The organism is Shimia sp. MIT1388, from assembly GCF_047124445.1.
Lineage (GTDB): Bacteria > Pseudomonadota > Alphaproteobacteria > Rhodobacterales > Rhodobacteraceae > Shimia.
This window is the reverse complement of the sequence record NZ_CP138921.1, coordinates 2,414,626-2,429,669: the sequence shown is the minus strand read 5'-3', so window position 1 is coordinate 2,429,669 and position 15,044 is coordinate 2,414,626. Positions and strand designations below refer to the sequence as shown.

12 protein-coding genes and 1 tRNA gene are annotated in these 15,044 nt (G+C 58.7%); 7 read left to right on the top strand and 6 right to left on the bottom strand.

The window, feature by feature from the left end; translation table 11 throughout:
* Window positions 1-70: 70 nt before the first annotated feature.
* A complete protein-coding gene (locus tag SIB92_RS12115; protein WP_412552298.1) occupies window positions 71-2,419 on the top strand; it encodes a DNA topoisomerase IV subunit A in 2,349 nt (782 codons plus the stop codon).
* Window positions 2,420-3,104: 685 nt separating this feature from the next.
* On the opposite strand, the gene SIB92_RS12110 is transcribed toward SIB92_RS12115, so the two are convergent.
* Together SIB92_RS12110 and SIB92_RS12105 are read right to left on the bottom strand one after the other, a co-directional pair.
* On the bottom strand, window positions 3,105-3,923 hold the full coding sequence (locus SIB92_RS12110; RefSeq protein WP_412552297.1) for a DUF2189 domain-containing protein: 819 nt from the start codon (window positions 3,921-3,923) through the stop codon (window positions 3,105-3,107).
* A 184-nt stretch (window positions 3,924-4,107) separates the two neighbouring features.
* Window positions 4,108-5,490, bottom strand: coding sequence for a cytochrome P450 (locus SIB92_RS12105; protein ID WP_412552296.1), 1,383 nt, complete (start codon window positions 5,488-5,490; stop codon window positions 4,108-4,110).
* A 127-nt stretch (window positions 5,491-5,617) separates the two neighbouring features.
* Here SIB92_RS12105 and SIB92_RS12100 point away from each other — a divergent pair, with 127 nt between their 5' ends.
* From SIB92_RS12100 to SIB92_RS12085, 4 genes are all read left to right on the top strand, one after another.
* Window positions 5,618-6,253, top strand: coding sequence for a hypothetical protein (locus tag SIB92_RS12100; protein WP_412552295.1), 636 nt, complete (start codon window positions 5,618-5,620; stop codon window positions 6,251-6,253).
* Window positions 6,254-6,347: 94 nt separating this feature from the next.
* The gene (tuf, locus tag SIB92_RS12095; RefSeq protein ID WP_412551048.1) at window positions 6,348-7,523 is read left to right on the top strand and encodes an elongation factor Tu; all 1,176 of its coding nucleotides are present in this window, start codon (window positions 6,348-6,350) and stop codon (window positions 7,521-7,523) included.
* A gap of 195 nt (window positions 7,524-7,718) precedes the next feature.
* Window positions 7,719-8,720 (top strand): sterol desaturase family protein, encoded by a 1,002-nt coding sequence (locus tag SIB92_RS12090; RefSeq protein ID WP_412552294.1) that lies wholly within the window; start codon window positions 7,719-7,721, stop codon window positions 8,718-8,720.
* Between the two features lies 1 nt (window position 8,721).
* A complete protein-coding gene (locus tag SIB92_RS12085) occupies window positions 8,722-9,822 on the top strand; it encodes an acyltransferase family protein (RefSeq protein ID WP_412552293.1) in 1,101 nt (366 codons plus the stop codon).
* Window positions 9,823-9,827: 5 nt separating this feature from the next.
* Here SIB92_RS12085 and SIB92_RS12080 read toward each other — a convergent pair whose 3' ends face one another.
* Window positions 9,828-10,559 (bottom strand): lysophospholipid acyltransferase family protein, encoded by a 732-nt coding sequence (locus SIB92_RS12080; protein ID WP_412552292.1) that lies wholly within the window; start codon window positions 10,557-10,559, stop codon window positions 9,828-9,830.
* Window positions 10,560-10,685: 126 nt separating this feature from the next.
* On the opposite strand from SIB92_RS12080, the gene SIB92_RS12075 reads away from it, so the two are divergent.
* Window positions 10,686-10,761: transfer RNA gene (locus SIB92_RS12075), tRNA-Trp, on the top strand.
* A gap of 73 nt (window positions 10,762-10,834) precedes the next feature.
* On the opposite strand, the gene zapE is transcribed toward SIB92_RS12075, so the two are convergent.
* Window positions 10,835-11,899, bottom strand: coding sequence for a cell division protein ZapE (gene zapE / locus SIB92_RS12070; protein WP_412552291.1), 1,065 nt, complete (start codon window positions 11,897-11,899; stop codon window positions 10,835-10,837).
* 146 nt (window positions 11,900-12,045) lie between these two features.
* Between zapE and SIB92_RS12065 the strand changes: the two genes are divergently transcribed.
* Window positions 12,046-13,287, top strand: coding sequence for an MFS transporter (locus SIB92_RS12065; RefSeq protein WP_412552290.1), 1,242 nt, complete (start codon window positions 12,046-12,048; stop codon window positions 13,285-13,287).
* A 176-nt stretch (window positions 13,288-13,463) separates the two neighbouring features.
* Here the strand turns inward: SIB92_RS12065 and SIB92_RS12060 are convergent, their stop codons facing one another.
* Window positions 13,464-14,381 carry an ornithine cyclodeaminase family protein gene (locus SIB92_RS12060; RefSeq protein ID WP_412552289.1) on the bottom strand — a complete coding sequence of 306 codons (918 nt, stop codon included), beginning with the start codon at window positions 14,379-14,381 and terminating at the stop codon, window positions 13,464-13,466.
* Complete coding sequence (locus SIB92_RS12055) at window positions 14,378-15,001, bottom strand: HAD family hydrolase (RefSeq protein ID WP_412552288.1); 624 nt, start codon at window positions 14,999-15,001, stop codon at window positions 14,378-14,380. Before SIB92_RS12055 ends, SIB92_RS12060 begins: the two co-directional genes overlap by 4 nt.
* Window positions 15,002-15,044 lie beyond the last annotated feature (43 nt).

Below are 15,044 nucleotides of genomic sequence, written 5' to 3'. Positions count from 1 at the left end.
CGGGGAAAAATTCGCGAGAGTTCCCTCGCATCTGCTTTACCGAGGCATCGGCAAAAGCTATCAGCGGGGTATGACTGACCTGATCGATGACGACGAACTCCCTACACAGAATGTGACCGAACCGCTGCGGCGGGCGATTGGTGATCGCTATCTGACCTATGCGCTGAGTACGATTATGCACCGGGCGCTGCCGGACGCGCGAGACGGATTAAAACCTGTTCACCGACGCATCCTGTATGCGATGCGTGAGCTAAAGCTGAGCGCGACCGGCGGCTTCCGGAAATCGGCGAAGATTTCCGGCGACGTGATGGGCAACTATCACCCGCACGGCGATGCGGCGATTTATGACGCGATGGCGCGTTTGGCGCAGGACTTCAACGTGCGCTATCCGTTGGTCGACGGGCAGGGGAACTTCGGCAACATCGACGGCGATAACCCGGCGGCGAGCCGATACACAGAGGCGCGAATGACCTCAGTGGCGGAGGCCTTGTTGGAAGGCCTCAACGAGGATGCCGTTGATTTCAGGGAGAATTATGACGGCACGTTGAGTGAGCCGGTGGTTCTTCCTGCGACATTCCCAAACCTTCTGGCAAACGGCGCCTCCGGTATTGCCGTGGGTATGGCGACCAATATTCCGCCGCATAACATTAGCGAGCTGTGTGACGCGTGTCTGCACATGATCAAGACGCCGGATGTGCGCGATGACACGTTGCTGAATTACGTTCCGGGGCCGGACTTCCCGACCGGAGGTGTGATTGTCGAGCCGCCTGAAAGCATTGCGCAGGCCTATCGCACGGGGCGCGGATCGTTCCGGTTGCGCTGTAAGTGGGAGAAAGAAGACCTTGGGCGCGGGCAGTGGCAGATTGTGGTCACCGAGATCCCGTATCAGGTTCAGAAGTCCAAGCTCATCGAAAAGCTGGCGGAGCTGATCCAGACCAAGAAGGTGCCTATTCTTGCGGATGTGCGCGATGAATCGGCCGATGACATTCGCGTGATCCTGGAGCCGAAGAGCAAGAATGTTGAGCCGGATGTGCTCATGAACATGCTCTATCGCAGCAGTGATCTGGAGATTCGATTCTCTTTGAATATGAACGTCTTGATTGATGGGGTGACGCCAAAAGTTTGCTCCATGAAAGAGGTTCTGCGGGCGTTTTTGGACTTCCGTCGGGAGGTTCTGATCCGCCGATCCAAGCACCGGATGGAGAAGATTGACCACCGTCTGGAGGTCTTGGAAGGCTTCATCATCGCTTTCCTCAATCTGGATCGTGTGATCGACATCATCCGCTATGACGATGCGCCGAAGCAGGCGTTGATGGCGGAAGATTGGGATCAGGATCACCCACGCGCGCTGGATGAGAAAGACTACAAATCTCCGTTGCCGGGCTCTGGCGCGACACAGCTGACCGAGGTGCAATCCGAGGCGATCCTCAACATGCGCCTGCGCAGCTTGCGGCGTCTGGAAGAGCTGGAGTTGATCCGGGAGCGGGACGCGCTTCAGGAAGAACGCGCTGGAATCGTTGCGCTTTTGGGCAGCGACGACCTGCAGTGGGAGCGGATTTCCGAGCAGCTTAAAGAAGCGAAGAAGACCTTCGGCAAGGGCTATGAAGCTGGTGCGCGGCGTACTGTGTTTGCCGAGGCGGCGGAAGTTGAAGAGGTGCCGATTGAGGCGATGATCGACCGCGAGCCGGTGACGATCGTCTGCTCTCAGATGGGCTGGATCCGTGCCATGTCTGGCCACATTGATCTGAAGCGGGAGCTGAAGTTCAAGGATGGTGACGGGCCGCGATTCATCTTCCATGCGGAGACGACGGACCGGCTTTTGATGTTTGGCTCCAACGGGCGGTTCTACACGCTGAGCGCGGCGAATTTGCCGGGCGGGCGTGGCATGGGGGAACCTGTGCGGTTGATTGTGGATCTGCCGAATGAGGCTGAAATCATTGACATTTTTGTGCATAAGCCGGATCGCAAGCTGCTGGTAGCCAGCAGCGCGGGTGACGGGTTTGTGGTGCCGGAAAAAGACGTGATTGCGCAGACGCGGACGGGCAAACAGGTGCTGAACGTGAAAGACGACATTCGCGCCATGATCTGTAAGCCGGTAACGGGCGATCACGTGGCGGTGGTGTCCAAAAACGGCCGATTCCTGGTGTTCCCGATTTCCGAAATGCCGGAGCTTGGGCGCGGAAAAGGCGTGCGAATTCAGAAGTATAACATGGCGCGCGGGCGTCAGGGTACGCTGGAACTGGACGGCGGGCTGTCCGACATCACCACCTTTGCATGGGAAAATGGTTTGACCTGGTCAATGGGCGGCAGTGGCAAAACGCGGCACGAGCCAGACCTGTCAGATTGGCTTGGCAAACGGGCCGGTGTGGGCAAGAAAGCGCCCTATGGCTTCCCCAAAGACTACAAGTTCGACACATAAATTTCGGAGGCCGTTGCGCCCCCGTTTTTCATGGGAATGGCACGTCGGTATTGTGTCGGTATCACGACTGTTTTGCGGAGGTGCGCGTTTTTGATGAAAAGCGACATGCGCAACGGTCGGTGTAGCTACAAACTGGAGCGATTCTGCGCGTTTGGGTTGAGTTGCGACGCAATGAACTGGAAATACTAATTGGACATTCGATGGCTGGCGGTAATGTTTTCCATCAACTGGCGGAAACTCAAATTCGGCGAGCAAAACTTGAAGCCTTGATACTTGCTTCGATAGTCGTCTTGGACTTGAAATTTTGAAGATGCGTTTGCAGTTAAACCAATGAGATATTTCTAGCGCTCGTGAGGTTGTTTTGTCGCCAAGCCCAATTCTGATCGTTTTCGGCGTTGTTCTTTTGTTGTCGGTTACAGTCGTGGTGGCATTTTGCGGCATTGCTGCCGCAAGCGCGCTTATTCCTGGAGACACGAGCAAAGAGGGGCGGTTGGGGCTGATTGTGTTGCTTCCGATGCTTTGGCTTTGGAAGCGTTTTTTTGCTTGGTGCGGTGTCCTGAGCGGATAGTAAATGCTTTGGTCTTAGCGCGCATTTTCACTTGCGCCGCTTGCTCGGAGGCCTCACGGATACGCTGGATGGACGCGCGATAGATCTGCGGGCCTGACCGATCACAGGGGCATTGGGCTAATCAACCTCGGGCTCCACCGCCCGTTGATACAGGTGCCACGTGGTGTGACCCAGAATCGGCAATGTGAAGATCAGACCCAAGAAGGCAGGCACCAGCGACAGCAGCATGGTGGCCGAGATGATTGCGGCCCATGTCAGCATGACCACGGGGTTCTGTTTGACCACATGCACTGACGTCAGCATGGCGGTTACAAAGTCGGTTTCCCGATCCAACAGCATGGGCATGGCGATTACGGTCACGGAGAACAGTGCGGCGGAAAGCAGGGCGCCGGCGCAGGTGCCGATGGCGAGGAAGGTCCAGCCTTCAGGCGTGAGGAAGACCACGTTTAGAAAGCCGGCGAAGTCAGAGAATGACGCGTCTTGCAGAATGATCGCGAGCCAGAGGCGGATTTGGTAGACCCAGACCCAGAAAATGAACAGCGTCACAAAGGCCATCCAGCCCATCTCGCGTTTACGCTGGCGCGCCATGACGGTGAGGATGTCGGACCATGTGAAACTTTGCCCCGTTTGGCGGCGGCGGGACATTTCATAGAGGCCGGCGGCAGCAAAGGGCGCCACTAGCGGGAAGCCAACGGAGGCCGGGATGATCATCCAGATTTTGCCAAGCCAAGCCAGACACCAGATAAAGAGGATGCCAAAGGCGGCATAAAACAGGCCGAAGAAGCCGCTCATGACAGGGTGGGCGAGGAAGTCGTCAAACCCGGCTTTGAACGCGTTGGAGATGTCTTGCGGCGTTAGTTTTTTGGTGTCTGGGATGAGCTGCGGCCGTGGGGGCAGCTTTTCCTGCGCGCTGGGTTTGGTGGTCTCGGATGTCATGACATGGGCCTCCCTTACCAATGAGTGTGCGGTAAGGGATGGTGATCCGGCAAGGGGTGTGTTCAGGGAGTGCTGCCTTTGAGCCAAAGCCGTGCTTTGGCAGCGCCCGAACCGCCCCCACGGGGCGGGCGCTTCGCTTCCTAGCCCCTCGGTTCGTGCGCGGGGGGGCGGCCCTTGGCGGTTTTTAGTCGAGTGGGATCGCTTGCAGCCATACGCCACCTTCGGGGCGCAGGGTGAGGATCATCACGGGCTTTGGGGGCTTCCCTTCGACCAACTCAAAGCGGAAGCGTTTGAGCAGGGTCGCGAGCACAATCACCGCTTCCTGAATGGCAAAGCTGGCGCCGATGCAGATGCGGGGGCCGTCCCCGAAAGGCAAGTAAGCGTGCCGGTCGATGGCTTTGCGGTCGGCAAAACGCTCCGGCTTGAAGGCATCGGGATCGTCCCAGAGCAGGCGATTGCGTTGCAAGGTGTAGATCGGGATCATGACGGTGTCGCCGGGGCGGATTTCGCGGGCGCAAAGCATGTCATTGGCCTGCGCGGTGCGGGAGATAATGCCCGCCGGAGGGTAGAGGCGCAGGGTTTCGTCGATGATTTGGCGCACGTAGGTCATCTGCATGGCTTGGTCACCGGTGATCGGGCCATCATCGCAGATGTCGTCAATCTCGGCGCGGGCTTTTTCCTGTACGTCCTGGTCAAAGGCACAGAGGTAAAGCGCCCAGGCGAGGGTGAGCGCTGTGGTTTCGTGGCCTGCCACAATAAAGGTCAGCAGGTTGTCGCGCAGCTCCGCGGTGTTCATGGTTTTCTTGGTTTCCGGGTCTACACCGGCGAGCAGCAGATCAAGCAGATCGGGCGTGTCTTTGGCACCGCGGGCTTTGCGAGCTTCGATCGCGGTGTCTGCGACCTGTTTCATATCGCCCACGGCGTTGCCGGACATCATGCGGCCGGGACGTGGCACCCAGTCGGGTACGCCCAGCATATCCAGGAGCGAGATTTTGCCGGCTTCGGCGATGTAGTCATCGATGGCCTGATGTACCTTGGAGCTGTCAAAGCTGCCATCGCCGGAAAAGGTCACTTCGCTGATCACGTCAAAGGTGGTTTGCACCATCTCACTCATCATATCGACAGCGTGGGGGGCTTGGTCCGCGATACGGCTGGCGGCGCGCTCGGCAGCCTGTGCCATGACCGGGGCGAGATTGGCAATGTTGCGGTGGGTGAACACCGGGGCCGCAGCGCGGCGTTGCCAGCGCCAGTGAGCGCCCTCGGCGATGAACAGGCTGTCGCCAATCGCCGGGCGCAGGATGTTCTTGGTGGCTTTGGACTTTGGGTAGTCGTCCACCTTTTCCAGCAAAATGCGGCGGATCGCGCCCGGGTCCATGACCATATGCCAGCGCAATCCGGTGCGGCCAGAGACCATGGGTTGGCGCACGGCGAGTTCCGGCAAGATCGAGAGCAGATTGCTGCGGGCGGCTTTGAGTGAGCCGAACAGGCCCAGTGGCTCGGTGGCCAAGGCGGCATGTACGGGCAGTGGGCGCTTCGTGTCGTCGAGGGTGGGCGCGGGATGAGACATCATGGTTCTCCTTACGCACCAGAATAGGCGAGGGATCAGAGTGCACAAAGCCTTTGATTGCGCGGACACAGGCAATCCGATATGCCAACGGCTACTTATTGAGGAAGAGTGGCGGAGAATAATGCCCATGTTCAGACTGGTTGCATGCGTCGCGGCGTTGGCCGCGCTGGTGTCTTGTACGGCGCCCACCAAAGAGGTCACTGACGAGCCGCTGGATCTGGGCGACTTTGTGCTGGGGCATAACATTGTGGTGGCGCCGGACATTCAGAAAGGCCCGCTGTCACGCGAGGCGGACACCGACGCGTTTATTGCCAGCATGAAAAACGCGATTGACGCGCGCATGGGCGCAGCGCGCTACGACGGCACGCGGCTGGTGCATTTTGGCGTGAACATCAACGGCTATGCTTTGGCGCAAAAAGGCGTGCCGCTGATCCTGCAACCGAAGTCTGCGATCATCATCACCGTGACGGCCTGGGATGACCGGGCTGGGAGTAAGTTCAACGAAGAGGCTAAGGAAATCTTTGTGCTGGAGTCCTTCACTGGCTCCTCGCTGATTGCCTCCAGCGGCTTCTCGATGACGGCAGAGGAGCAGATGGCCAACCTGACCTACAATGCGGCGCGGCAGATCGAAAAGTGGATGCATGAAAACAGCGCCTGTCTGGTGGATGATGTGTCGGCAGCGGACCTCGCCAAGTGTTGGAAAGACAACAAGAACGAGGAAATGCGGCAACGCCTGCAGGAGCAACAAGCGAGCCAGGGATAATGCACGCTTGATTTTTTGCGCGTAACACCATATGTCGCGCGCGGTAGAGGAAAACGGGCCAATGTGGCCCCACCAAAATTAGAAGGCGCCCGAGATGGCTAAGGAAAAGTTTGAGCGCAGTAAACCGCACTGCAACATCGGCACCATTGGTCACGTTGACCACGGTAAAACCACGCTGACCGCTGCGATCACCAAGCAGTTTGGTGACTTCAAAGCGTACGACGAAATCGACGGCGCGCCTGAAGAAAAAGCACGCGGCATCACCATCTCCACCGCGCACGTGGAATATGAAACCGACGCACGTCACTACGCCCACGTTGACTGCCCAGGCCACGCCGACTACGTGAAAAACATGATCACCGGTGCGGCGCAGATGGACGGCGCGATCCTGGTTGTGAACGCGGCTGACGGCCCAATGCCACAGACCCGTGAGCACATCCTGCTGGGCCGCCAGGTTGGCATCCCTGCCATGGTTGTTTTCATGAACAAAGTGGACCAGGTTGACGACGAAGAGCTGCTGGAACTCGTTGAGATGGAAATCCGCGAGCTGCTGTCTGAGTATGAATTCCCAGGCGACGACATTCCTGTGATCGCCGGCTCCGCTCTGGCGGCTCTGGAAGACCGCGACGACAACATCGGCAAAGAGAAAATTGCTGAGCTGATGGCCGCTGTTGACGAGTACATCCCACAGCCACCACGTGCGACCGACCAGCCGTTCCTGATGCCAATCGAAGACGTGTTCTCGATCTCTGGCCGTGGTACTGTTGTGACCGGCCGTGTTGAGCGTGGCGTGATCAACGTTGGCGACGAAATCGAAATCGTTGGCATCAAAGACACTCAGAAAACCACCTGTACCGGTGTTGAAATGTTCCGCAAGCTGCTGGACTCCGGTGAAGCGGGCGACAACATCGGCGCACTGCTGCGTGGTGTTGACCGTGAAGCGGTTGAGCGTGGCCAGGTTCTCTGTGCGCCAGGTTCCGTGAACCCACACACCAAGTTCGAAGCAGAAGCCTACATCCTGACCAAGGATGAAGGTGGCCGTCACACGCCATTCTTCGCGAACTACCGTCCACAGTTCTACTTCCGTACAACTGACGTGACCGGCACTGTTGAGCTGCCAGCGGGCACCGAGATGGTGATGCCTGGTGACAACCTGAAATTCAACGTTGAGCTGATCGCACCAATCGCGATGGAGCAGGGCCTGCGCTTCGCGATCCGCGAAGGTGGCCGCACCGTTGGTTCCGGTGTTGTGTCCAAAATCGTTGAGTAATTGCGCCTAGCGTAATTCGGACGACAGACTACGGAAGGGCCGCCCATTGGGCGGCCTTTTTGCATGTGGTTTGGAAACGATTGTTCTGAAATCCGCCACATTCCCTTTTTCCGCCATGTTTTGCCCGCATTTGCCCGTCAGGTTGGCGCCATGCCGGGGGGCAAACATGCACAGACTGCGAAAGGGAGCATGGAAATGGGTTGGGTTTACGAGGTTTGGGCCGCGCTTAAGGGTATGTTTTGGGGCTGGGAATCGCGTCTGGCGGTATTCTACCTCTGCACCACAATTGTGATGGTGTTTGGCATTTGGCTCTATCGTGGGCGCCCAACCAGCTTTGCCAAGTTCCTGTTCCCGCGTGAGGTTTACACCCACAAGTCCAACATCATCGACATCCAGATCTTTGCCATCAACCTGCTGCTCGGCGTGGCCGGTATCTTTGGCGCGGTGTTGTTCACGCCTATTGTGGCCAAAGTGATGTTGTCCAATTTCATTGAATGGCAGGGCACGCCGTTTCAGCCTTTAGACGTGACCTGGGGGCGCAGCGCGCTGGCGACACTGATCATGATCCTGGCGATGGATTTCTGCAAATACTGGGCGCATTACATCCACCACGAAAGCAAGATTCTGTGGCCGTTCCACGCGCTGCATCATTCTGCCGAGGTGATGACGCCGCTGACGGCGAACCGCAACCACCCGATTTTCCTGCTCATTCGCAACTTGATCTACAGCGTGGTGCTGGGCACGGTGCAGGCGCTGGTGCTGTTCCTGTTGATTGGCCAGATTGACCTGCTGACCATTGGCGGTGCAAACGCGGGCTACTTCCTGTTCAACCTGCTGGGTTCCAACCTGCGCCACAGCCATGTGTGGCTGAGCTACGGGCCGGTTCTGGAGCATATCTTTATCTCCCCAGCGCAGCACCATGTGCACCACTCCAGCGACAAGAAGCACTTCAATAAGAACTACGGTGAAGTGTTTGCGATCTGGGATTGGATGTTTGGCACGCTCTATGTGCCGAAAGGCTACGAAAAGCTGCAGTTTGGTGTGGCCGACGGCAAAGGTGAGTTGATTGAACAGCCCCATGCCACCTTAAAAGACGCGCTGATCAAGCCTTTTGTGGAAAGTCTGGAAGAAGCCACCGGCATTGAGATGGTCAAGCGCAAGTCCAAAGACGGCGTTGCGCCGGCTGAGGGGCACTAAGATGACCAAAGGCGTCTCCATTTGGCTGGATGTCTTGCGGGTGGTGGCCACGATTGTCGTGGTCCTTTCCCATTTGGCATACCCCCGGTTCACCGGCACTGAATATGCCTTCCTGCGGGATTGGAACGTGGGCAGTGATGCGGTGATTGTGTTCTTTGTCATGTCCGGCTGTGTGATTGCCTTTGCCGCCGATCGGGATGGCTCTGCCGGGCGGTTTGCCTTCAATCGTGTGACGCGGTTGCTGACCGTGATAGTGCCTGCACTGATGCTGACACTGGTGTTTGATGCGCTTGGTACGCGGATTGACGCAAGCGCCTATCCCAACGGGTTCTATCAGGCGCTGCCGGTGGGGGAGTTCCTGCTGCGGGGCGTGACGTTTACTAATGAATGGGGCGCGTTTGAACGGGTGCGTCTGGGCACCAACGGGCCGTTGTGGTCGCTGAGCTATGAGGCGGCGTATTACGCGCTGTTTGGTGTGGCGCTGTTTGCCAAAGGCGTGGCGCGGGTGCTGGGGCTTGTGGCACTGGCGTGGTTGGCGGGGCTGAATGTGCTTTTGTTGATGCCAGCCTGGTTGCTGGGCGTGGCTTTGTGGCAGTGGCTTAAGGCAGAGCGGGCTGGCGGGTATACGCGGGCCATGGGCTGGGCCCTGTCGCTTGGCGGGCCAGCGCTCTATTTGGCGGGGCAACTTGGTGGCATGCCGGAAACCTTGGCAGCCTTGACCGCAGCGCAGCTTGGCGTGGCGGATGCGCGGATGGTGTTGGCGTTTTCCGATGAGTTCATCTGGAACTTTGTGATTGGGCTCTGCACGGTGATGCATGTGGCCGGGGTGGCGATCCTGAACCCGCAAAAGCTATGGGGTACGCGGGCCATCCGTTGGATGGCGGGGGCGACCTTCTCGATCTACGTGACGCATTATCCGGCGCTGCATTTGTTGGATGCGCTGTTGCCAGAGATGCTGGGGCGAGATGCGCTGTTGCTGGGCGGATCTGTTGCGGTGGGATTGCTGTTTGCGCGTTACTTCGAGCGGCCGGTGAAGACCTTCCGTGCGTGGATATTGCCGGTGATGCAACGGTTTGAACGCCGTGTCTTGCAGGCGTCGTAAGCCGGTTATTCCGCCAGATTGGGGTTTTCGCTGGGTTTGCCAAGGGCAGCGTCGGCGGCGTCGGTAATCTCGTCGAGCGACCGTTGCAAGCTGAGACGTAGGGCTTCGGTTTCGTCTTCGGTGGGTTTGCGCGGCACCGCGTCGGTCCATTCCTGACAGGTGATGATCCCGCGCGAAAACGGCAGGGGCAGCATTTGCTTGTCCCAAGTCGGCAGGCGTAAGACGCGTTTTTGGGCAAAGGCCAAGGTAAACACACGAGCGCCGGTTGAGCGCGCCCAAATGAGTGGCACGGTGGAAGCGACGCGCGCAGGGCCGCGGGGGCCGTCGGGCACCACACCCAGCGAGCAGCCTTCGCGGTGACGTTTGAGAACTTCGCGGGAGAGGGTCACGTGGCGCTGGTGGCTGGACATCGGAATGGTTTCCCAGCCGAGCCGCACAAGGATCTGCCCGGCCAGCCGTCCAGCGCGGGCGGCAGAGGTGAGTGAGACCACGCGGGTGCCTTTGGGGGCGTTGACCATATAAGGGCCGAGAATCAGCCGTTGGTGCCAGACCGTGGTGATCACGGCCTCACCGCGGGCGAGGCAAGCGTCGAGTTCGTCACAGCCGGTGCGCTCAAACCGAGAGGTCTTGAAGGCGAATCGCACGTAGGCGGCAAACATGCCCTCCACGGCGCGGTTCACACGCGGGCTATCGGCGATCTTTTTGCGCAAACGGTTGAGCGATTGCTTCAGCGACATGGGGCGAAAACCTCTTGAGTGCGCACCTCTCATACAGGGGCAATTCAAAGCTGACCAGTCTTGCGATTTTTGCGCGTTTTACCTCTTGCCACCGGCGCGAGGGTGCCTTACGAAACACCCCACGTTAGGGGTATAGCTCAGTTGGTAGAGCGACGGTCTCCAAAACCGTAGGTCCCGGGTTCGAGCCCTGGTGCCCCTGCCATTTCCCAAAGATTGGACACGTCTCAAAGCCCCTTCGGGGGCTTTTTGTTTTGCGGCTTGGTATGACGGAAAGACTAGCTGTCTTTGCCCCAATCGGCGTCCTGCATTTCACGCAGGCGCGAGGCGGTGCGCTCAAACTCAAAGATGCCTTCGCCCTCAAGATAGAGCATTTCCGGCTCGGCGGCGGCGGAGCAGATCAGACGGACCTTGGCCTCATAGAGCGCGTCGATCAGGGTCACGAAGCGCTTGGCTTCGTTGAAGTTGTTGCGGCTGAGCGTGGGGATGTCTTCTAGGATCAGCACCTTTACCGCATTGGCGATGGCGAGGTAGTCGCCGGGGCCAAGCATCTTGCCGCAGAGGTCAAAGAAGCTCGCGCGGCCAATGCCGTTGCGGTAGGCGGGCAGGGTGACTTCGCGGCCCTTTACGGTGAGCACAAGCGGTTCTGCGGTACCGCCGGTGAGGTCGTCCCAGATGGCACGGATTTGCGCGCGGGCCTCAGACCCGGCTTGCACAAAATAGACCTGATTTCCGGCGAGACGGTTTTGGCGGTAATCGGTTGGGCTGACCATTTCCCAGACCCGCATCTGCTCTTTGATCAGGGCGATAAAGGGTAAGAAAAGCTGGCGGTTGAGGCCGTTTTTGTACAGATCATCCGGGATGCGGTTGGAGGTGGTGACAATTACCACGCCGGCCTCAAACAGCTGTTCAAACAGGCGGCCGACAATCATGGCGTCGGTGATGTCGGTGATCTGCATTTCATCAAAGGCCAGCACGCGCACGCTGTCCGCCACCGCTTTGGCGACGGGTTGCACAGTGTCCTCAACACCTTCGGCGCGGGCTTTGTGCATGGCCTCGTGGATTTCCTGCATAAAGGCGTGGAAGTGTACACGGCGGACCGGCACGTCGAGGCTGTCGACAAACAAGTCCATCAGCATGGATTTGCCGCGTCCAACACCGCCCCAGAGGTAGAGGCCCTTTACGGGTTCTGGTGTGGATTTGCGGAACCAGCTTTTCTTCACAGGCTTGGCCAGATCGCTGCGAATGCGTTCAAATTTCGGCAGCACCGCGACCTGGGCGTCGTCGGCATGCAAGGTTCCGTCAGCCACGCGGGCGGCATAAATCTCGGGCAAGCTATCCATACAAACCCCTTAGCCAATTGAAGCGGTGAGGAAAAGGGCCACGCCGGACCCTATGACAGACTGTTATGAGGGGGTGAACAAATTCTGAATTGACCTTAGGTGCTTCATTTGTTCAGAGTCTGCCCTGCGCAAACAGGAGCAAGATGATGAGTGCCAAGACCCCTTTGATGACGCCGGTTTTGATGGTGGGTTGTATCATCATCCTTGTGAGCTTTGCCATTCGGGCGAGTTTTGGGGTGTTTCAGATCCCGATTGCCGAAGAGTTTGGCTGGCTGCGCAGTGAGTTTTCGCTGGCGATTGCGATTCAGAACCTGGCCTGGGGCATAGGGCAACCGATTTTTGGCGCCATTGCCGAGAAGATTGGCGATCGCAAGGCGATCATCCTGGGCGCGTTGACCTATGCGGCGGGGCTGGTTTTGTCGTCCTTCGCGGTGACGCCGGAAGCGCATCAGATGCTTGAAATCCTTGTTGGATTTGGTGTTGCGGGTACCGGATTTGGCGTGATCCTGGCCGTGGTGGGGCGGGCGAGTTCTGATGAGAACCGCTCGATGTCACTGGCGATTGCGACAGCGGCAGGTTCGGCCGGTCAGGTGTTTGGCGCGCCGATGGCGGAATGGATGCTGTCGTTCATGTCTTGGCAGCAGACCTTTGTGGTGTTTGCGATTGCGATTTTGGCGGTCCTGCTACTTTTGCCCGCGATGCGGGCGCCAGCGGCGGCGAGCAAAGAAGAGCTGCAGGAGAGCATGGGCGAGATCCTGAAGCGGGCCTTTAAAGATCCGTCTTACACTTTGATCTTCCTGGGCTTCTTCAGCTGTGGTTATCAACTGGCCTTTGTCACCGCGCATTTCCCGGCGATGATCACCGAGATGTGTGGGCCGATTGCGCCGGGCTCCACTCTGGCAAATATGGGCATCACCTCCACCTCTACGCTGGGCGCGGTGGCGATTTCGCTGATTGGCCTGGCCAATATTGGTGGCACCTTGCTGGCCGGTTGGGCAGGCAAGCATTTCCCGAAAAAGTACCTTCTGGCAGGGATTTACACCGGTCGTACGCTAGCCGCAGCGATCTTTATTCTGATGCCGATTACGCCAATGAGCGTGATTGTGTTCTCTGTGGTGATGGGCTCGCTGTGGCTTGCGACCGTGCCGCTGACCTCCGGTCTGGTCGCGCATCTCTATGGGCTTCGCTACATGGGTACGCTTTACGGGATTGTGTTCTTCTCCCACCAGCTTGGTAGCTTCCTCGGCGTGTGGCTGGGTGGTCGGATGTATGACCTGTACGGCGACTACACGCTGGTCTGGTGGGTTGGTGTTGGCGTGGGCGCGTTCAGTGCGATTGTGCATCTGCCGATCCGCGAAAACCGGACGCCAGCGGCAGTGGCGGCATAAGGGCAAGTGGGGGCCAGCCCCCACACCCCCGGAGTATTTGTGGTCAGAAGAAGCGGGGCGCGTTAACCACCCCAAACCCACGTCGGTACTGCGTCGGTATCGCGACTGTTTTGCGGAGGTGGGGACATTTTGAGGCCGTTGCGGGTTAGCGCAGCGGCCTTTGCTTTAAGCGGCGCTTAGGATTGGGCTGCCTGCCACTGATCCAGAATGTAGCGGCTGGTCATCAGATCGAGGTGTGCACCGCCGCCGTTTTTGAACAGGGTGATTTGATCGTCCGAGGAGCGGGTGAACTTGTCGAGGCTGTAGTAATCCGCCAGCACGTCTTCGCGGGTGATCACACCTTCTGCGAGCGGGATTTTCAACTCGCCAATGTGGTCCAGCGTGGTGTCGTAGCTGTCGACAAACAGGCTGGCGCGGGTGAGGGCGGCGTTGTCGATTTCGCGCATGTCGGGGCGGTAGGCGCCGATCAGGTCGATGTGCTGGCCCGGTTGCAGCCAATCGCCGCGTAGGGTGGGTTCGGTGGACATGGTGGCGGAGGTCACGATGTCAGCTTCGCCCACCGCCTGTTCGAGATTGGTGGCGACGTTCAGACCGTCAATTTCAGCGGCCATTTTTTCGGCGTTGGCCTGTGTGCGGTTCCAGACAGTGAACTCTGCGTCAGGGAAAACGGCGGAGTAGGCGGCGTGCAGGTTGCGGCCCACGGTGCCTGCGCCGACGATCAGGATTTTGGAGCTGTCCGGGCGGGCGAGGCGGCGGGCGGCCAAGAGGCTGTCACCAGCGGTTTTCCATTTGGTGACGAGGTGGAAGTCGATCAGCGCAGACAGGATGCCATGCGCGTCGTCGAAAAGGGTCACCGCGCCGTGGATCATCGGCACATCTTGAGACGGGTTGTCCGGGAAGACCGTGGCGGATTTGACCGCGATGCCGAGGCCGTCGATCCAGGCCTGGCGCTGCAGCAAGGTGTCTTTGCCGCGGTAGAGAAAGCTGTCGGAGATTTCTGCTTTGGGCAGGCTGTGGCCTGCGGCGAGCGCGTCCGTCAGGCCGAGCCAGTTGATGTTCTTCTCGCCTTCTTCAAAGGAGATGATTGTGGTCATTTGGCTTCCTCCTCGGTGACCAGGCCTTCGGTAACCAGACGCTCGGCCCAGCCTTGTGGGTGTTCAAACAGATGGGTCTGCCAGCCGCGCGCCGCAGCCGCTGCGATGTTGTCGGCGCGGTCGTCGGTGAACAACAGGCGGTTTGGCGCGATGCCGCAGTCTTCCTCAACATGGGCATAGATCGCCGGGTCAGGTTTGATGAGTTTCAGGCGGCCGGAGACGTACTCGCGGTTAAAGCGATTGAGAAACGGGTAGACCGCTTGGGACAGGGGGAAGTTGTCGTGGCCAAAGTTGGTCAGGGTGAAGACGGTCACGCCCTTGTTCACCAGCGCGTCGAGCAGGCGCACGGAATGGGGAATGGCCGGGGCCGCGAGGTCGTTCCAGTTGTCGTTCCACATGCGCAGCTCGGCCTCATATTCGGGATACTGCGGCACGAGACTGTCGATCATGCCGGGCAAGGAGGCGCCAGCGTCGATCTGTTCATGGTGGTGATGGATGTTGGTGTCGGCAAAGAAGGCTTTGCGGCGGGCTTCGCCGACGGTGCGGTCGTAGAAGTTTTCCGGCTGCCACTGGATCAGCACATTGCCAATGTCAAAAATCACGGCGTCAATTTGCGACATAATTTGCCCCTGAAAGAATGGTTTGCGCCGACCTTAGTGGGCG